General features: G+C 59.9%; 12 protein-coding genes. 7 read left to right on the top strand and 5 right to left on the bottom strand.

The window, feature by feature from the left end; genetic code table 11:
* Positions 1-395: 395 nt before the first annotated feature.
* Complete coding sequence (locus tag KGB23_RS06005; protein WP_223430288.1) at positions 396-764, top strand: DUF6124 family protein; 369 nt, start codon at positions 396-398, stop codon at positions 762-764.
* Positions 765-880: 116 nt separating this feature from the next.
* On the opposite strand, the gene KGB23_RS06000 is transcribed toward KGB23_RS06005, so the two are convergent.
* Together KGB23_RS06000 and KGB23_RS05995 are read right to left on the bottom strand one after the other, a co-directional pair.
* Complete coding sequence (locus KGB23_RS06000; RefSeq protein ID WP_223430287.1) at positions 881-1,240, bottom strand: PilZ domain-containing protein; 360 nt, start codon at positions 1,238-1,240, stop codon at positions 881-883.
* 232 nt (positions 1,241-1,472) lie between these two features.
* Positions 1,473-1,859 carry a tetratricopeptide repeat protein gene (locus tag KGB23_RS05995; RefSeq protein WP_095133145.1) on the bottom strand — a complete coding sequence of 129 codons (387 nt, stop codon included), beginning with the start codon at positions 1,857-1,859 and terminating at the stop codon, positions 1,473-1,475.
* 157 nt (positions 1,860-2,016) lie between these two features.
* Between KGB23_RS05995 and pyk the strand changes: the two genes are divergently transcribed.
* Positions 2,017-3,468: a pyruvate kinase gene (pyk, locus tag KGB23_RS05990; protein ID WP_046049690.1), complete on the top strand. Its 1,452-nt coding sequence runs from the start codon at positions 2,017-2,019 to the stop codon at positions 3,466-3,468.
* Between the two features lie 277 nt (positions 3,469-3,745).
* On the opposite strand, the gene KGB23_RS05985 is transcribed toward pyk, so the two are convergent.
* From KGB23_RS05985 to KGB23_RS05975, 3 genes are read right to left on the bottom strand one after another with little or no spacing between them, the layout of a single operon-like run.
* Positions 3,746-4,495: an enoyl-CoA hydratase-related protein gene (locus tag KGB23_RS05985; protein WP_223430286.1), complete on the bottom strand. Its 750-nt coding sequence runs from the start codon at positions 4,493-4,495 to the stop codon at positions 3,746-3,748.
* Between the two features lie 27 nt (positions 4,496-4,522).
* Positions 4,523-5,458, bottom strand: coding sequence for an iron-sulfur-binding ferredoxin reductase (locus tag KGB23_RS05980; RefSeq protein ID WP_223430285.1), 936 nt, complete (start codon positions 5,456-5,458; stop codon positions 4,523-4,525).
* Entirely contained in the window at positions 5,451-6,557 is a 1,107-nt protein-coding gene (locus KGB23_RS05975; RefSeq protein ID WP_223430284.1) for a GGDEF domain-containing protein, read from the bottom strand. Before KGB23_RS05975 ends, KGB23_RS05980 begins: the two co-directional genes overlap by 8 nt.
* Before the next feature lie 513 nt (positions 6,558-7,070).
* Here KGB23_RS05975 and KGB23_RS05970 point away from each other — a divergent pair.
* The 5 genes from KGB23_RS05970 to KGB23_RS05950 all read left to right on the top strand — a co-directional run bounded on the left by KGB23_RS05970 (position 7,071) and on the right by KGB23_RS05950 (position 19,368).
* Positions 7,071-8,594 (top strand): fumarate hydratase, encoded by a 1,524-nt coding sequence (locus KGB23_RS05970; protein ID WP_129437918.1) that lies wholly within the window; start codon positions 7,071-7,073, stop codon positions 8,592-8,594.
* Between the two features lie 235 nt (positions 8,595-8,829).
* Positions 8,830-13,374: a SpvB/TcaC N-terminal domain-containing protein gene (locus KGB23_RS05965; RefSeq protein WP_223430283.1), complete on the top strand. Its 4,545-nt coding sequence runs from the start codon at positions 8,830-8,832 to the stop codon at positions 13,372-13,374.
* Positions 13,371-16,208: an RHS repeat domain-containing protein gene (locus KGB23_RS05960; protein ID WP_223430282.1), complete on the top strand. Its 2,838-nt coding sequence runs from the start codon at positions 13,371-13,373 to the stop codon at positions 16,206-16,208. The genes KGB23_RS05965 and KGB23_RS05960 overlap by 4 nt, the downstream gene beginning before the upstream one ends.
* A gap of 65 nt (positions 16,209-16,273) precedes the next feature.
* The gene (locus tag KGB23_RS05955; RefSeq protein ID WP_223430281.1) at positions 16,274-18,040 is read left to right on the top strand and encodes an ATP-binding protein; all 1,767 of its coding nucleotides are present in this window, start codon (positions 16,274-16,276) and stop codon (positions 18,038-18,040) included.
* Positions 18,034-19,368, top strand: a complete 1,335-nt coding sequence (locus KGB23_RS05950; protein ID WP_223430280.1) for a sigma-54-dependent transcriptional regulator — start codon at positions 18,034-18,036, stop codon at positions 19,366-19,368. Before KGB23_RS05955 ends, KGB23_RS05950 begins: the two co-directional genes overlap by 7 nt.
* Positions 19,369-19,593 lie beyond the last annotated feature (225 nt).

Genomic DNA, 19,593 nt, shown 5'->3' with positions numbered 1-19,593 from the left:
AACACCTGTAAAAAATGACAGTTCCGACGAACGGCAACCGTCTCCAAGCCCCATTTCCCGGCGTTTCCAACCCCCTCAGTCAACGGCTACATCGCCTTGCGCCGTTGCCTACAGATCCGCCAGAATCCGCCGGCTTGTGCGCCTTGGTATTGCCCCGTAACGTGATCCGCGTCGCTGCCAATCAGCGGCCGGGTTTAGTCGCCCGGGGTTGTTAGTAAGGTGCATAAGCGTCATCCAGTCAGGTATTCCCTATCCCTGCACTTGATGGTGGCTGTGCGCAGGGCGCCCTCGGGCGCGCCGGTTTTGCTAACTCCCCCGGTCGACTAACCTGCGTCCAGCCGCCACCCTACGTTTAGTCGCGATGTGGTTGCAGCCCTTTTATGGAGTTTGCATCTATGTTCAAGGCAACACCCAATCCCCCCGAAACCGACTCGGTTTCCCCCTACGCCACCCTCGATTCAAAAAAGCTCCACGCCGCCGACAAGGCGCTGGACCATTACCTCAAACCCGAGATCAACCACCTCCCTTCATCCCAGGACCGTGCCATGGAAATGTTCACCGTCGTCCCCGATGCAAATGCAGAAGCCCTGACTATCCAGACCTACGAAACCTTTTCGTCGGTCAGCATTCTGCTGCTCGACCTGGCCGAAAGCCTGGACGATAAGCCGCGACATCTGGCGATGGCGATTTATCGGATGAGTGAGTTGGGGTTGATGCTGGTGGAGAGGTCGCTGGAGATCGAGACGGCGATCAAGACGACGTAGCAATAAATATGTAATTGAATGGACTCGCCCTCGCTGTCGTTGGCTGTTTAGACTGCCACCGTGGCGCATTGACGCCTCGGCGTGGGCGAGTCCATTCAATTACAGGTTGTTGGCGTTCAGGCAGAGGCAGGCAACGGCTGAAAACTGAAGTACTGCTTCAAGGCATCCACCAATTGCCCATACTCCGGCGGTGCCCGTTGCAGGCTGAACCCGGCGTCGTAATGGAGAGGGGTCGTGTCTTCATGGCACCAGAGGCAACACGCCTGAAGATCAATGACCTGCATGCAGCCATCGCTGGCGGGAATTTTCAGGCGCAAATCGAAATCGGCGCCGATCATCATCGGCAACTGACTGATCAGCATCAGCCCGTCTTCGGACACGTTGCCCAGAAAACCGATGGGTTTGTCGGTGACGCTGTTGAACACTCTTAGAAAATACGGCAGTTGATGCCGCTCGATCCGGCGGTCAGTAAACATGTGCAAATGGCCCAGCAAGGCCCTTAAGCAGGGCCGCACTAATGCTTCGGAACGGGCCTGCTTCTTTTTATACAGAGGCCTAGGCGCGCTCTCCCCGATCCCGGTGCGACAGTCCATAAAGCCGCTGTCGCTTACTCCTGCCGATCACAGGTGTTGCGTCGATCAGAGGCAAGGCTCTAAACCGATCTATTCGACTATAGCTCACCACCGCCGGTGAGCCAGCCTTTGACAATCAGAACTGCGTCGGGCGCACGACCGCAGCCGCACTGCGCAGCGGATAGTGGCCCAGCGACTGCAAGGTTTCCAGGCGGGCGCGGGCGCGGTAGGCGTATTCACTTTGCGGGTACGAGGCGATGATGAACTGATAGGTTTGCGCCGCATCGACAAACAGTTTCTGCCGTTCCAGACACAAACCGCGCATCATCGATGCTTCCGGCCACACGTAAGGCCGAGCCCGGCTGGCGCGTTCGACTTTGGACAGTTCGAGCATCACCTGCTCGCAATTGCCACGGTCATAGGCGCTGTAGGCGTTATTCAAATGATGGTTCATCGACCAACGGGTGCAGCCCGTGACGCTGAGGACACTGATGGCAAGGGCGGCAATGAGCACGAATCGCATGGGGGTTCTCCTGTCTTGAGCTCTGTATCGACCCGTGGCGCGAAATCTTCAGGAATGTTCGTTTCAATAAACAAACGAATAAGTAGTGCATATGAACAATGACTACAACCGGAGACCATAGTAGCCTCACTCAGCGCTTGAACTCAGGAGTCTATGCATGTCCGTCCGTCGCACCAAAATCGTCGCTACCCTTGGCCCGGCCAGTAACTCGCCGGAAGTTCTCGAACAGCTGATTCTGGCTGGCCTGGACGTCGCCCGCCTGAACTTCTCCCACGGCACCCCCGACGAGCACAAGGCTCGCGCGAAGCTGGTGCGTGACCTCGCTGCCAAGCACGGCCGCTTCGTCGCCCTGCTGGGTGACCTGCAAGGCCCGAAAATCCGTATCGCCAAATTCGCCAACAAGAAGATCGAGCTGAAGATCGGTGACCAATTCACCTTCTCCACCAGCCATCCTCTGACCGAAGGCACCCAGACCATCGTCGGCATCGACTACCCGGATCTGGTCAAGGACTGCGGCGTGGGCGACGAGCTGCTGCTCGACGACGGCCGCGTGGTCATGCGCGTTGATACCGCCAACGCCACCGAGCTGAATTGCACCGTGCTGATCGGCGGCCCGCTGTCCGACCATAAAGGCATCAACCGTCGCGGTGGCGGCCTGACCGCTCCGGCCCTGACTGAAAAAGACAAGGCCGACATCAAGCTCGCTGCCGAAATGCAGGTCGACTACCTCGCCGTGTCCTTCCCGCGTGACGCTGCCGACATGGAATACGCCCGTCAACTGCGCGACGAAGCCGGCGGTACCGCTTGGCTGGTGGCGAAGATCGAACGCGCCGAAGCCGTGGCCGACGACGAAACCCTCGACGCGCTGATCAATGCATCCGACGCGGTCATGGTTGCCCGTGGTGACCTGGGTGTGGAAATCGGCGACGCCGAGCTGGTGGGCATTCAGAAGAAAATCATTCTGCACGCACGCCGCCACAACAAAGCTGTGATCGTGGCGACCCAGATGATGGAGTCGATGATCCAGAACCCGATGCCGACCCGCGCCGAAGTGTCCGACGTAGCCAACGCCGTGCTCGACTACACCGACGCCGTGATGCTCTCGGCTGAAAGTGCTGCCGGTCTGTACCCGCTGGAAGCGGTGCAAGCCATGGCGCGCATCTGCATCGGCGCTGAAAAGCACCCAACCAGCAAGACCTCCAGCCACCGCATCGGCAAGGTCTTCGAAAGCTGCGACCAGAGCATCGCGTTGGCGGCCATGTACACCGCCAACCACTTCCCGGGCGTGAAGGCGATCATCGCCCTGACCGAAAGTGGCTACACGCCGTTGATCATGTCGCGCATCCGTTCCTCGATTCCGATCTACGCATTCTCCCCGCACCGCGAAACCCAGGCCCGCGCGGCCATGTTCCGTGGCGTCTACACCGTACCGTTCGACCCGGCATCGCTGCCGCCTGAGCAAGTCAGCCAGGCCGCGATCGACGAGTTGCTCAAGCGCGGCGTAGTCGAGAAAGGCGACTGGGTCATCCTGACCAAGGGCGACAGCTACCACACCATCGGCGGCACCAACGGGATGAAAATCCTGCACGTTGGCGACAAGATGGTCTGAGTTTCAAATCGCTGAAAAACAAAAGCCCCGCCATGTGAATGGCGGGGCTTTTTGCTTTTTGTGTGGAGGTGTTTGGCTTGAGTTTTGTGTCGACTTTCAGATCCACCCCCCTCACCCCAGCCCTCTCCCCCCAAGGGGGGGCGAGGGGGAAAGGGAGCAGATCGGGGGCGTTTCAGGTCCTGAGTTCGGCTCGATCGTTCAGGTCGATGTAGTTAGCGCAAACAACTCGGTCGGCCCCCTCTCCCTCGGGGAGAGGGCTGGGGTGAGGGTAGGCTTTTCAGTGGCGTTTGATAAACCCGGTCAACGCCGCCATCGCTTCCGGAGAGCGCAACCGTTGGGTGAACTGTGCGCTCTCTTCTTCTATTGCCTTGCGCAGTTGCTCGCGGTCCGGGGTTTTCATCAATTGCTTGCTGATGCGCACCGCTTCCGGTGGCAGCGACTCGAAACGCAACGCCATCTCCCGCGCTTTGGCCAGCGCCTCTTCGCCACTGCCCAAGGCTTCAGTCGCAATCCCCCACTGCGCGGCCTGCTCACCGCTGAAGCCTTCGCCCAGCAGTAACAATTCCGCCGCTTTGGCCTGCCCGAGCAGTCGCGGCAGGATCAGGCTGGAACCAAACTCCGGGCATAACCCGAGATTAACGAACGGCATGCGAAGGCGCGCATCGCGGCTGACATACACCAGATCGCAATGCAGCAGCATCGTCGCGCCAATGCCCACGGCTGCACCGGCCACGGCAGCGATCACCGGTTTTCGGCATTCGAGCAGGGTGAGCATGAACTGAAACACCGGGCTGTCGAGGTTGCTCGGTGGTTGCTGGATGAAATCGGCGATGTCGTTGCCAGCGGTGAAGCACTCGGCGCTGCCAGTGATCAGCACGGCGTTGATTTCAGGGTCGGTATCGGCCAGTTTCAACGCTTCAGCCAAGTGGCTGTACATGGCACGGGTCAGGGCGTTTTTCTTGTCCGGGCGGTTGAGGCGCAGGATCAGCAGGCCGCGCTCACGTTCAAATTTGATGGCATCGCTCATGGTCGGTCTCGCATCGAAAATCAGCGCTTAACCGCGGAGAACAAAGACGTCCGCCAGCAGTTGATTGCGCGGCAATCCCGCCAGGTACAAGCGCCGGGCAAAGGCGTCGACGCTGTCAGGGGCCCCGCAGAGTAAGGCCAGGGTTTGCCGTGAAACAAGCCGCAGTTGCGCCAAAGCCGCGGGCAACTCGGCCGCTGTCCACAGTTCAATGCTCAGGTTCGGGCGGCTGGCGGCCATGGCTTGCAGGGGTTTGGCCAGGTAATGCGCCTCGGCATCATGGGCCAGATGAATGACACGAATGGCACCTTGGTGATCTTGCCGTAGTGCTTCACGCAAGATACCGAACAACGGCCCCAAACCCGTGCCGGCGGCCAACAGCCAAAGCGGTCGGGTGTTCCAGTCCGGGTCGTAATGCAAGGCCCCGCCGCGCAACTCGCCGAGACGGATCGAATCGCCGATTTTCAGCTGACGGGCCGCGTCGCTGAATTCACCCGGCTGGCGACAATCAAGATGGAACTCCAGAAAGCGATCCTCTTCCGGCAGGCTGGCGAGGGAATATGGCCGTGCCACGTTGCCCGCCCACAACACCAGATGCTGGCCGGCGCTGTAGCGCAACGGACGCTCGGGGGTCAGGCGCAAACGCAACACGCTGGCGCTTAACCAATCGACAGCCGCCACCTCGGCCGGGCGGCCATCCTGCTGAGGATCGAAGGTGTGCACCTGCAAGTCCTCGACCACCTGACACTGACACGCCAGGCGCCAGCCTTGCTGTCGTTGGTCTGCGCTCAGGGCGTCGGGGCGGCTGTCACTCGGCAGCCCTTGTACACATTGCACCAGACACGCATGGCAACTGCCGGCGCGACAGCTGTAGGGCACCGATACGCCGTTCTGATTCAACGCATCGAGCAGGTTGCTGCCCGCCGCCACCGACCATTGGCGTTCGCCGACCCGTAACTCAGGCATCGACGTTCTCCCACGCGGCCGCACAACGATTGCGGCCGTCACGCTTGGCGCGATAAAGCGCCTGATCGGCGCGCTGCAAGGCTTCATCGAGATCGTCGCCCAGTTCGAGCAACGTCATACCCGCCGACAAGCTGAGATGGGCGACGTTGAGTCCGACCAGCTCTACATCGGTGAACGCAATGCGCAGCCGCTCGCAACAGGAGGTCAAGCGCTCGGGGTTGCAATCGGGCAACAGCACGACGAATTCTTCGCCACCGTAACGGGCCAGAACATCGCCATCGCGCAAGCAGGCGGTGGCCACGGCGGCAAAGGCTTGCAGCACCTGATCACCGGCGGCATGGCCGTGCACATCGTTGATGCGTTTGAAATGGTCGAGGTCGATCAGTGCCAGGCCATGCATGACATCGACGTCCATGGCCTTCAGCTCACGGGAGGCCAGGCGCAGGAAATGCCGGCGATTAAACAGCCCGGTCAGTTCGTCGGTGGCCACCAGGTCTTCGAGCTGGCGCATCATCCCGCGCAGGGTGTCCTGATGCGCCTGCAAGGCAAATCGGCGCTGACGCATGCGTTGACGGGAGGCCTGGACGTGACGGGCATAAAGTTCCAGCCAGACCAGCACGATGAGCAGCACGCACACCTGCAACGCGGCCAGTGCCGGGTCGGGTAACTGGAAGTGGTAGCCCTCCCACAGCGTGATCGCGCTGAAACTGACGAACACCAACAGCGCGCACCGTAAGAAGGCAAAGCGCGAAAGATGGAACAACCCGAACAGCAGAATCAGCACGTAGAACACCAGGAACGCGCCGCGTGCCTCGTCCAGATGGGCGATCAGCCAGGTTTGCCAACCCAGCCCCATCAACACTTGCGCTTCAGTCAGGCTGGGGTCGGAAAAACGCAGGTTGCAGCCGCTGTAAAACACCGCGAACAACGCCGCCTGACTGATGACCACCAGCGCACTGCCGATGGCCACGTTGGACAGGGATTCATCGTAATGACCGGTGAAAAACGCCAGCCACAACAGCAACAAAGCCAGGGCGTAGGTGCCGGCTGCGAGGGCAAAGCGTTTGAGCAACAAGCGCTGGATGGCGTTATGGGTCAATCGTTGACTCACCGTGCGAAGGGAGGCTGCTTGAGTGTCCTACTCTACAGACCGAATGCCACTTTAGTAGCGTGCCTGATAAATGACCATTCAATTTTAAGGGCGGAAAACTGGCGCCAATGTCATGACTGCGCGTGTAAACCATTTCCCCTCACCCTAGCCCTCTCCCCAAGGGGCGAGGGGACTGACCGAGGTGATTAAAAGCTCTACATCGACCTGAATTACCGAGTCGATCTCAGGATCTGAAAGCCCACGATCTGCTCCCTTTCCCCCTCTCCCCCGTGGGGAGAGGGTTGGGGTGAGGGGGTGGATCTCCCTACCCCCCCAATCCTATGCGACCAACGATTGACTACCGGCGGGTGTGCCCGGAACCGAGGCGCGTTATACTGCCGCGCCTTTTTAGCGTCGCGCCAGCAGCCCCGGCGTGCCTTGTAAAGGTGCTTGCAACCGACCGATGCACCCAAGCTGCAAGCACCTTATTGAATGTTCCCGTCTTTTAGAGGAGCGCGACTCATGACCGTGATCAAGCAAGACGACCTGATTCAGAGCGTTGCCGACGCCCTGCAGTTCATTTCCTATTACCATCCCGTTGACTTCATCCAGGCGATGCACGAAGCCTACCTGCGCGAAGAATCGCCAGCGGCCCGTGACTCCATGGCGCAAATCCTGATCAACTCGCGGATGTGCGCCACCGGCCACCGCCCGATCTGCCAGGACACCGGCATCGTTACCGTCTTCGTTCGCGTGGGCATGGACGTACGTTGGGATGGCGCCACCATGGGCCTGGACGACATGATCAACGAAGGCGTGCGCCGGGCTTACAACCTGCCGGAAAACGTCCTGCGTGCCTCGATCCTCGCCGACCCGGCGGGCGCTCGTAAAAACACCAAGGACAACACCCCGGCCGTTATCCACTACTCCATCGTTCCGGGTAACACCGTGGAAGTGGACGTGGCGGCCAAGGGCGGCGGTTCCGAGAACAAGTCGAAAATGGCCATGCTCAACCCGTCCGACTCGATCGTCGACTGGGTGTTGAAAACTGTTCCGGAAATGGGCGCCGGCTGGTGCCCACCGGGCATGCTCGGCATTGGCATCGGCGGCACCGCCGAGAAAGCCGCCGTGATGGCCAAGGAAGTGTTGATGGAATCCATCGACATTCACGAGCTGAAAGCACGTGGCCCACAGAACCGTATCGAAGAGATGCGCCTGGAGCTGTTCGAGAAGGTCAACCAACTGGGCATCGGCGCCCAGGGCCTGGGTGGCCTGACCACCGTGCTCGACGTGAAGATCATGGATTACCCGACCCACGCCGCTTCGTTGCCGGTGTGCATGATCCCGAACTGCGCCGCCACCCGTCACGCGCACTTCGTGCTCGACGGTTCCGGCCCGGCCTCGCTGGAAGCGCCACCGCTGGACGCCTACCCGGAAATCGTCTGGGAAGCTGGCCCATCGGCCCGTCGCGTCAACCTCGACACCCTGACTCCGGAAGACGTGCAGAGCTGGAAGCCGGGCGAAACCGTCCTGCTCAACGGCAAAATGCTCACCGGTCGCGACGCTGCGCACAAGCGCATGGTCGAGATGCTCAACAAGGGCGAAACCTTGCCGGTAGACCTCAAGGGTCGCTTCATCTACTACGTCGGCCCGGTTGATCCTGTGCGCGAAGAAGTAGTGGGCCCTGCCGGTCCGACTACCGCGACGCGGATGGACAAGTTCACCCGTCAGATCCTTGAGCAGACCGGCTTGCTGGGCATGATCGGCAAATCCGAGCGCGGCCCGACCGCAATCGAAGCGATCAAGGACCACAAAGCCGTTTACCTGATGGCAGTCGGCGGCGCGGCTTACCTGGTGGCACAAGCCATCAAGAAATCCCGCGTGGTGGCTTTCGCCGAACTGGGCATGGAAGCGATCTACGAGTTCGACGTCAAAGACATGCCAGTAACTGTTGCGGTCGACAGCAAGGGTGAGTCGGTACACATCACCGGTCCTGCCATCTGGCAGAAAAAGATCAGTGAAAGCCTGGCGGTAGAAGTGCAGTAAGCGCTTCAGCCTGCCATTACGGCCGGGTCGTCTTATAGATGATCCGGCCGTTTTTTTGCGTGCCACTTTTACTATTCGCAATAAAGCGCAGCGTTTTTCACAGTATTAGATCTAAAAAAACCCGCCTCACCTGTCAGATCTGACAGGTCACACCTTCCCCTGATTTTGTTAGCGTCGCTCTATCACGCGACTCCGTTGCTACGGGAGAGCGCCAAGCCGACACAGGATCAGCCCCATGGAAGAACAAGCCTCCCTGAGCATCACTGAGCCCTCCATCGCCAAGAGCGCTTCCATTGCCACGATTGGCAAAAGCTGGGGATCGGTCGGCGTGACGGGCAGTGCTTCATTCGAGTTACCGTTGCCCCTTTCAGGAGGACGCGGTTTCGACCCCGCCATGGCGCTGAGCTATGACAGCCAGGGCGGTAACGGTCCGTTCGGTATTGGCTGGCGTTTGGGCGTCGGTGCTATCACCCGCCGGACCAGTAAAGGCGTGCCTGATTACCTCGCCACCGACATCATGGTCGGTCCCGGTGGCGAGGAGTTGATGCCCGAGCTGGATGACGAGGGCAAGTTAAAGTCCAGAATCGAGACCCAATACGGCAAACTCGATGATATTGGCGAGCACCGCGTGGTGTGCTACCGGCCGCGGGTCGAGAGTTCGTTCGACCGGATCGAGCTCTGGCAACCGGAAGAAAAGCTGCCCTTCTGGCTGGTGCACGGGGCCGATGGCAGTCTTCATGTCTACGGCAAGACCGACGCTTCGCGCCGTGCAGAGCCTGTCGACCCGGTCACCCCTGACGCGCCGCAGCGTATCGGTGTGTGGTTGCTGCTCGAAAGCATGACCCCCCATGGCGAACACATCTGTTTCGACTACAAGCCCGAAGATCAGGCTCACTCCCCGGATGACTCGCACGACTATCGTGCCCAGAGTTTTCTGCACCGGGTGTATTACGGCAATGCCCTGGCCAGCAAAGACCTGTACGCCTGGACGGTGGAAAACCCGGCAACTCTGAACTGGCATTTCCACCTGGTGTTCGACTATGGCGAGCGGACCCTGGATCTGGAAAAGAAGCCGCTCTACGGCCCGCCGTTCGATGCGCCCCCCGAGGATTATGGTGAGTGGCAGCTGCGCAAGGATCCCTTTCACAGCTACACCTACGGATTCGAACTGGGTACCCGACGCCTGTGCCATCAAGTTCTGATGTTTCATCATTTCCCCGAGCAGTTGGGCCCGAATCCGGTGCTGATTCGACGATTACTGCTGCAATACCAAACGACTCCTCTGGGGTACACCCAACTGGCAGCAGCGCACTATCAGGCGTACGACGCCAGTGGCACCGTGGAAAACATGCCGCCGGTGGAATTCGACTATTCGGGCTTCGAACTCAATAAGCAGTCGAGCCCGTTCTTTCCGTTCGAAAACATGCCCGGCATCGAGGACGGCGTGCACCATCAGTGCGTTGATTTGTTCGGTGAAGGCGTGCCCGGATTTATCTGTCGTTACGACAAGAGCTGGTATTACCGCGAACCCTTGCGTGCGCTGACGGGGGCGGATGACATCCACTATGGCCCATGGACAGAACTGTCCCGAATTCCCGTGGCAGATCGCAATCAAGCGACCTATCAGGCGCTGACCGATCTGACCGGCGACGGCCGGCTCGACTGGATCCTCGCCTCACCCGGCATGAGCGGTTTCCACACCCTCAACCCCGATCGCAGCTGGTCAGGGTTCATTCCCTTTTCGGCATTCCCGGTGGAGTTCTTCCACACGCTTTCACAGTCTGGCGACTTGATGGGCGACGGGCTCAGCTCGATGGCGCTGATCGGCCCGCGCAGCGTGCGCCTGTACGCCAATCGGCGTGAGGACGGTTTTGCCCAGGGCCAGGACGTCGAGCACACACCAGACACCGATCGCCTGCCGCTGTTCAGCCATTCACGCAGCGAACTGGTGATGCTGGGTAACTTGCTGGGCAGCGACATGACCGAGCTGTGCCGCATCCGGCACGACGAAATCAAATGCTGGCCGAACCTCGGTCACGGTCGGTTCGGCAAGGGTTTTGTCATGAGTGCCCTGCCCTTCGACTACGCGACATTCGATGGGGCGCGTGTGCGAATTGCCGACCTCGACGGCTCCGGCGCACCGGCACTGATTTATTTGAAGTCCGACAGTTTCGAGATCTATTTGAATCACGGCGGCAATGGTCTGGAGCAGATCCCCGTCACGGTCCCCTGGCCCAATGGCATTCGTTACGACAACTTGTGCCAGGTCACCATCGCCGACCTGCAAGGCCTGGGGTGCGCGAGCCTGATCCTGACCGTGCCGCACATGAAGCCGCGGCACTGGCGCTACGATTTCGTCGGCGCCAAGCCTTACATGCTGGTCGCCAGTAACAACAACATGGGTTGCAGTACCGAGGTGGTTTATCGCAGTTCGGCGCAGGAATGGCTGGATGAAAAACCGGCAACCGACCCGGTATGCTACCTGCCGTTCCCGGTGCCTGTGGTCAAGCAACAAAGCCAGCTCGATGAAATCACCGGCAACTGCCTCAGTCAGAGCTTCCAGTATTTTCAGGGTTACTACGATGGCCGGAACCGGGAGTTTCGCGGTTTCGGGCTGCTGCGCCAGACCGACAGCGAAACCGCTGCAATTGAAGATGACATCGGTTTTACCGCCCCGGCGCTGGTCTGCACCTGGTTTCACACCGGACGGCAAATCGACCTGCCACGCGATGGCTATTTCAACCGTGACTCCGAAGCGTGTGATTTGAAACCCACGCTGTTCTGCCAGTATCACCGCAACGACGATTTTGATGACCCGATCCCGCCACCCGATGACACCACCGTTCACGAAATCGCCCGCGCCCTCGCTGGTTCAGTGTTGCGCGTGGAGACCTACGCTGGCGACGATGACCCGTCCACGGCGGTGCCGTTCGCGGTGGAGGAAAGTCGTTACAAGGTCCGCGAACTGCGCAAAAAGGGAGACCATGACGCTTACCCGATCATGCTGCCCTTGCCACTGGAGAAGATCAGCTATCAGTACGAACGCTTTGTGAATGATCCTCGGTGCCGGCATGAAACCATCTTGGGCCATGACGAGTTCGGTCTGCCCATCCATTCCTTCGCCGTCTGCTATGCACGGCGAAGGACCAACACCAAGATAGAAAACCCCTTCGAAGATCCCGACGAAAGAACATGGTGGTCGGATGCCCACGACCCGGCGCAACAGTCTTATTACCTGAGCGAATCCCGCGCCGAGTTCATTCATTTGAAGGAGGACCTGCAAAGCTGGCGACTGGGTCTGCCCTATCTGCAACGGGGCAACGCAATGGTCTTGCCCAAGGGGCCGGCACCTGCAGGACTTACCCCGGCAGATATCTCCCATGAACGGTTTATCGAGCTGTACGCCACGCCCGAATGGGCCGCACAGAGGTTGCTGACCACGCAGTCGGTACATCGCTACCTCAAGACCGACAATCAGACACCCCTTGCCGATGGCAAGGCCGAGTTCGAGGCACTGCGGGCACCGCTGGAAATTGCACAACTGGACAAGACCGCGCTGGACGCCTACGACACAGTGCCGCCAATCGTTATTCGGGACGAACTGGAAAAGATCGGCTATTCGGCCATGCCTCTGGTGCTGGGGGTAGACAAGGTGGCAGACGAGGAAGAGGACAAGGAGAGAAATCTATGGTCGTCCCGGTATGGTTTTGCCAAGTACGGCAAGCTCGACAGTTTTTACAAAGTGATGGAGTACAACGAAACGTCCAGTCACGGCACCACGACAGCCTGCTACGACGACTACTGTCTGCTGCCGAAAAGCATCACGCAGCCGGACAAGTGCGAAGCCCGTTTCGAATATGACTATCACGCGCTGCAACTCATGCGCAGCATCGATGCCAATGACAATGTCGAGGAAGCCCTTTACGAGCCGTCCGGGCAACCCCTTGCCATCAGTTTTTATGGAACTGAAGACCGCGAAAAAATGGGTTTTCGCCCCCTCGACGAACACGAACGTCCTATAGACCATCGTCCGGACCCGGCCATCGAAGATCCGAAAGGCGCCCTGCAAAAGGCGGCCAGCGTATTGCGCAAGGACCTGTTCAGCTGGATGGGCGAACTCCCCCATTCCGTCAGGCAGACACCTGACTGGCTGACCACCTGGATTGCGCAAGGTTACGTGCTACCCACCCTGCATATTCGCGCCAGCGCCCGCCTTCGCCTGTCCCGGCTCAAGTCCCTGACCGGGCCTGAACAAGCGCTGCTCGACCTGATCCACTCGACTCCCCGCGAGCCGGTGCACAGTGTCGTCCTCACCGCTGACCGCTATTGGGACGATGAGCTGCAGCAAATCCAGATCGTCAAAGCCTTCGTGGATGGTTTCGGCCGGCCACTGCAGATCAAACAATTGGTCGAGCCCGGTCCGGCTTTTGTGGTGGAAAACGGTGAGCTGGTGATTGAAAACGGCGAGCCAAAAATTGCGCACGCCGATCCGCGCTGGCGCGTCAGCGAACGTGTGGAATACAACAACAAGGGATTGCCCGTTCGGGCGTATCGCCCTTACTGCGCCAATGAGCACTGCTATATCAAGGACCATTCCTTTCATGAGTTCGGCCATCACGATCAGAACTATTACGACGTGTTGGGTCGCCGGAACAAAGTCATCAACGCCAAAGGAGATGTCGCGCTCGAGATCATCCATCCCTGGTACACCACCAGCCTGGACTTTAATGACACCTACGTTGCGCCGCCTGAAAGTGGGCTGAAGGCAGGCAAGCCGTGACGACCTCGGTTCATTGGCGCACCCCGAATGTGACGGCCATTGATAGCCGGGGGTTGCCGGTTTGCCAGATCGAATACTTGCGCAAGGTCGCTGCCGGTCCAGTGGAAACCCTGATCACCCGTCAGCACTACGACGCCGCCGGGCGACTGCTCGAACAATCGGACCCGCGACTGTTCGGTGTCGTCCCCAACCTGATCACCGTACACCGCTTATCCGGCGAGCCGTTGAAGGTAGATTCCGTCGACGCTGGCTGGCGCTTGAGCCTGGCCGGACTGGCCGGGGAGGCGCTGCAGCACTGGGACCAACGCGGCAGTCATTGGCGCACCACCTACGACGCTCTGTTGCGCCCGCTCAGCATCGAGGAAAACGGCCTGCCGAACGTCGAAACCTTTACCTATGCCGATGCCTCCGCCGACCCTGGTTTCAACCTGCGCGGTCAGTTGACCGAGCAGCTCGACCGCTCCGGCACCTTGAGTCTCGACAGCTACAGCCTGCTCGGACAGCCGCTACGCGAAACCCGAACCCTGCTCAAGAGCAAGCCCTACCGCAGCAGCCGGATTTATGGCCCCCTTGGCACGGTGCTGAGCCAGACCGATGCCGGTGACCACCAGCAACAATCGCGTTACGACATTGCCGGGCAGCTCAAACAGGTTGAACTGCGACTAAAAGGCAGCCCGAACTGGCAGCCGGTTCTCAAAGACGCGCAGTACAACGCCGCCACTCAGATCATCGAACAACGCGCCGGCAATGACGTGCTGAGCACCTGGACCTACGACCCGGCCGATGGCCGCCTGTCCACGCAACGCGCGCAAAAAAACGCCGAACCGGCGCTGCAAAACTTCGAGTACTTCTACGATCGCGTTGGCAACATCACGCGCATCGAAGACCACGCGTTCAAACCGATTTACTTCGCCAACCAGCTCATCGACGGTCACCGCGATTTCACCTATGACTCGCTGTACCGGCTGACCCGCGCCACCGGTTACGACGATGCCCCGCCGTCGGACATTCCGGGCCGGCCCCTGCCCGGCGATCCGAACAATCGGCTCAACTACACGCAACACTATGATTACGATCACGGCGGCAACCTGATCAAACTGCGTCACGTGCGGGCGGGTGCCTCACATACCCGCGAGATGTTCATCGACCCCACCAGCAACCGCGGTGTGCGCTGGAAAGAGGGGGATCCTGTACCCGATTTTCCCGAATTGTTCGACCGCCACGGCAATCTCCAGGACTTGCAGCCGGGCAAAACCTTGCAGTGGAACAGCCTGGACCAACTGGCATCGGTCACGCTGGTCAAACGCGCCAACGCCCCTGATGACCAGGAGTTCTACCGCTACAGTCAGGGCGTGCGCGTGTACAAACGCCATGAAACCCATACGCCCTCGCGCACTCATTTCCAGGAAGTCATCTACCTGCCGGGGCTGGAAATCCGCACCCGCGACAGCGGCGAAGAACTGCACGTGATCACCCTGCCCGGCGGGCACGGCAGCGTGCGTTGCCTGCACTGGGTCAGCGGCAAGCCTGCCAACATCGCCGCCGATCAATTGCGCTACAGCCTCGATGACCACTTGGGTTCCTGCGCGCTGGAGCTCGATCAACAGGCGCAGGTGATCAGCGAGGAAGGTTATTACCCATTCGGTGCCACGGCCTGGTTCGCGCGGGGCAGTGAGGTAGGCGTTGACTACAAAACCATCCGCTATTCAGGCAAGGAAATGGATGACAGCGGGCTGTACTACTACGGCGCGCGCTATTACGCCCCGTGGTTGCAGCGTTGGGTGAGTGCCGACCCGGCGGGGGATGTGGATGGGCTGAATCTGTACGCGATGGCGGGTAACAATCCGATCGTTTTTACAGACACCGATGGACAGGCTTTTGAGAACTTCAAGAACAGGTTCCTTGAAACGAACGAGCAGCGAACCACAAGAAAAAGTCAGAGTGCAGCAGATCAAATTCAATACAGAGCCAATATGAGCTTATCGGGGGCTATCGTACGACATACGAAAATCCTGGAGCTCACCACCCGAAGAGCCCAGGAAGCTGAGACACAAATTCTCAACCACCAGTCAGCGACGGCACATGGACAATCCGCAGCGATAAGGACGGTGGCGCACATCGGAGGACAATCCATCAGTTACGCAGCGGGCATCGGCATCGGCACCGCAGCAGCAGCACTGGGAAGCGTCACAGGACCTGTCGGTGTCGCCGTTGGCATCTTTCTTGGGTTCGTGGCAAAAAAAGCGGTGAGCCTGGGGGTAGATTTTGCTTCAGAACGCTCGAGCCTCGGCGCCTCGGTTAAATTCAAGGCAAGCAAACTGGACCCAAACCGAATAGTGACCAAAGGCGAATACAAGACCATGAATTATGGCTCATACGCTATTAACAAATTCAGGGGAATAGGCCGCGGCATCATTGAACTGAACAAAAAGGGGTGGCTAAAGGGAGGTAAGGAAGCAGTGAACGTTGGCGCTGGCATCGGTATGAAGGCTTCCGGCACCCCCTTTGCCAGTGAAATCAGCGCTGCGCTCAGTACCGTGACAGGCATATTTGAGATACTGGATGAAATCGCAGGAGCAGGTGCTGAGCTCACTCAGGAGAAAATAGGCAGAGCGGACGCAAACATCAGCGGGATGATCGAGGTATTGAACGCTGGGGTAAGTGAACTTGAAAGCCTGTTTGACCAAGCCGGACGCAGTTCAATTCATACCTATAGTCCGCTCAGTAAAATTTTCGGGAAGTCTCCCGGCGACACACGCGCAAGCGTGAGGAGCGCTACAGACGCAACCATTGCACAATTGAGGCGGACACAAACCATGCTCAGGGCGGCCTGATCGGGCGGCAACACGTCACGCTTTGCGTGCTATCGTGCTCGCCCTGTCTTTCGCCTGATACTTCCATGCTTGCGACTTCACGTTCCTTGCGTTTGATGCTTTATACCCTGCTGATTGCCGCCGGCGCCGCACTGGCTGCGGGTTTCGCCATGCGTCACGCCGAACGCCAGGCGCTAGTCGAAGACGCCGCCCGCGCCAATCAGCAACTGGCGCTGTACGCCAATTCCCTGCATACCCTGATCGATCGCTACCGCGCTCTGCCCGCCGTATTGGCGCTAGACCCGGAGTTGCGCGGCGCCCTCGACGGCTCGGTATCCGCTGAACAACAGGACGCACTGAACCGCAAACTGGAAAAGATCAACGGCGCGGCGCAATCCTCGACCCTCGAATTACTGGATCACACCGGCCTGGCGGTGGCCGCCAGTAACTGGCGCCTGCCCAGCAGTTACGTCGGTCACAACTACGGTTTTCGCCCCTATTTCAGCCAGACGCGCACCCAAGGCACCGGGCGCTTTTACGCGGTGGGCGTAACCAGCGGCATTCCCGGTTACTTCCTGTCCAGCGCAGTCACCGGTGACGACGGCCAGTTCCTCGGCGCGATGGTGGTGAAACTCGAATTTCCGGAACTGGAGCGCGAATGGCGTCAGGGCAGCGACACGCTGCTGGTCAGCGATGCACGCGGGATTATCTTCATCGCCAACCAGCCGGGCTGGCGCTATCGCCTGTTGAAACCGCTGAGTGACAGCGATCACGCCGAACTCAAGGCCACCCGCCAATACGACAAACAACCGCTGACACCGCTCGAGTATCAATCGGTGCGGCGCTTCGACGACAACAGTGATCTGACGCGGGTCGTGGGTCCTGACGGGACGGCGAATTACCTGTGGGAATCGCTGCCGCTGAGCACTGAAGGCTGGACGTTGCACCTGCTGCGTCGCCCGCAACTCGCGTTCGAGGACAGCCGTAACGCCGGACTCGCCGCCGCCGGGTTGTGGCTGGCGGTGGTGTTTCTGTTGCTGTTCCTCAATCAGCGCTGGCGTCTGGCCAAGCTGCGCCAGCGCAGTCGCGAAGAGCTCGAACAACTGGTGGAAGAGCGCACTCGCGACCTGCGCACCGCTCAGGACGGTCTGGTGCAATCGGCCAAACTCGCCGCGCTCGGCCAGATGTCTGCCGCGCTGGCTCATGAAATCAATCAACCGCTGACCGCCCAGCGCATGCAGCTTGCTACTCTGAGGCTGCTGCTCGATCACGGTCGGGTCGACGACGCTTACAAGGCGCTCAAACCGGTGGACGACATGCTGACGCGCATGGCCGCCCTCACCGGTCACCTGAAAACCTTCGCCCGCAAAAGCCCCAGCGGCCTGCGCGAACGGCTGGATTTGGCGGCGGTGGTGGACCAATCATTGCAGCTGCTCGACACAAGGTTGCGCGATGAACAGGTCAGCACGGTGCTGCACCTGACGCGCCCGGCCTGGGTGCGTGGCGATGCGATTCGCCTGGAACAGGTGCTGATCAATTTGCTGCGCAATGCCCTGGACGCCATGCAGGACAAACCCTGCAAACGCCTGGAAATCCGTCTCGAAGCCGATGAACAACTCTGGCGCCTGACCGTCGCCGATAACGGTGGCGGCATTGCCGAAGAGCATTTGGCCAACGTGTTTGATCCGTTCTTCACCACCAAACCGGTGGGTGATGGCCTGGGCCTCGGGCTGGCCGTATCCTTTGCCATTGTTCACGAATCGGGCGGACGCCTGAGCGCCGACAATCATGCCAACGGCGCGGTGTTCACCGTGACCTTGCCCATCGACCTGGAGGCTCCTGGCTCATGCTGAATTCAGTGATGGTGGTCGACGACGAAAGCAGCATTCGCAGTGCCGTTGAACAATGGCTGAGCCTGTCGGGGTTCGAGGTGCAGCTGTTCAGCCGCGCCGATGAGTGCCTGGCGCAGCTGCCGAAGCATTTCCCCGGGGTGATCCTCAGCGACGTGCGCATGCCTGGCATGACTGGCCTGGAACTGCTGGCCGAGGTTCAGCGGCGCGACGCCGACTTGCCGGTGATTCTGCTGACCGGTCACGGCGATGTGCCGATGGCGGTCGAAGCGATGCGCGATGGCGCCTACGACTTCCTTGAAAAACCCTTCAGCCCCGAAACCCTGCTCGGCAGTCTGCGCCGTGCGCTGGACAAGCGGCGGCTGGTGCTGGAAAACCGCGCCCTGCACGAGCAGGCGGACAACCGCGCCAAACTCGATGCGACGTTGCTGGGCGTGTCCCGTGGTTTGCAGACGCTGCGTCGGCAAGTGCTGGACCTGGCGACGCTGCCGGTCAATGTGTTGATTCGCGGTGAAACCGGCAGCGGTAAAGAATTGGTTGCCCGTTGCCTGCACGACTTTGGTCCGCGTGCCGACAAGCCGTTTGTGGCATTGAACTGTGCGGCGATCCCCGAGCAGTTGTTCGAGGCCGAGCTGTTCGGTCACGAGAGCGGCGCGTTTACCGGCGCTTCGGGCAAACGCATCGGCAAGCTCGAGTACGCCGACGGCGGCACGCTGTTTCTCGATGAAATCGAAAGCATGCCGCTGGCCCAACAAGTGAAATTGCTGCGGGTGTTGCAAGAGCAGAAGCTGGAGCGGTTGGGCTCCAATCAGAGCATCCGCGTGGATTTGCGGATCATCGCCGCGACCAAACCCGACTTGCTCGACGAAGCCCGGGCCGGACGTTTTCGCGAAGACCTGGCCTATCGGTTGAACGTGGCCGAGTTGCGGTTGCCGCCGTTGCGCGAGCGGCGTGAAGACATTCCGCTGTTGTTCGAGTCGTTTGCGCAAAATGCCGCCGAGCGTTTGGGGCGTACGTTTCCACCGCTGAGCGGCCCGCAGTTGAGCCACCTGCTGAGCCACGACTGGCCGGGCAATGTGCGCGAATTGGCAAACGTCGCCGAGCGGCAAGTGTTGGGGCTGGGCGAGCCGGAACCTGCGGGCATTGATCCTGGGCAATCGCTGGCGGCGCAGCAGGAAGCGTTTGAAGCGCATTGTCTGCGCGCGGCGTTGACCCGGCATAAGGGCGACGTGAAAGCGGTGCTTGAAGAACTGCAACTGCCGCGCCGGACCTTCAATGAAAAGATGCAGCGTCATGGCCTGACCCGCGAGATGTTCCTGCAAGACAGCTGAGTTTTGCGTTGCCTGACCTGGCCTCTTCGCGAGCAAGCCCGCTCCCACAATGGTCCGGTGTACACAGTTCAAATGTGGGAGCGGGCTTGCTCGCGAAGAGGCCGGCACAGACAACGCACTTCATGACCTATAAGCAATTTTCCGCTCACACACCATCCAGCATAAGCGGATTTCCGCTCACGAAATCTTAAAAACCCCTCTAAACCGGCCCTCCTCCCGTTGGCA

This window comes from Pseudomonas sp. GL-B-26 (genome assembly GCF_019947405.1).
GTDB lineage: Bacteria > Pseudomonadota > Gammaproteobacteria > Pseudomonadales > Pseudomonadaceae > Aquipseudomonas.
Note: the sequence above shows the minus strand (reverse complement) of the source record. Positions and strands in the feature narration are given on the sequence as shown.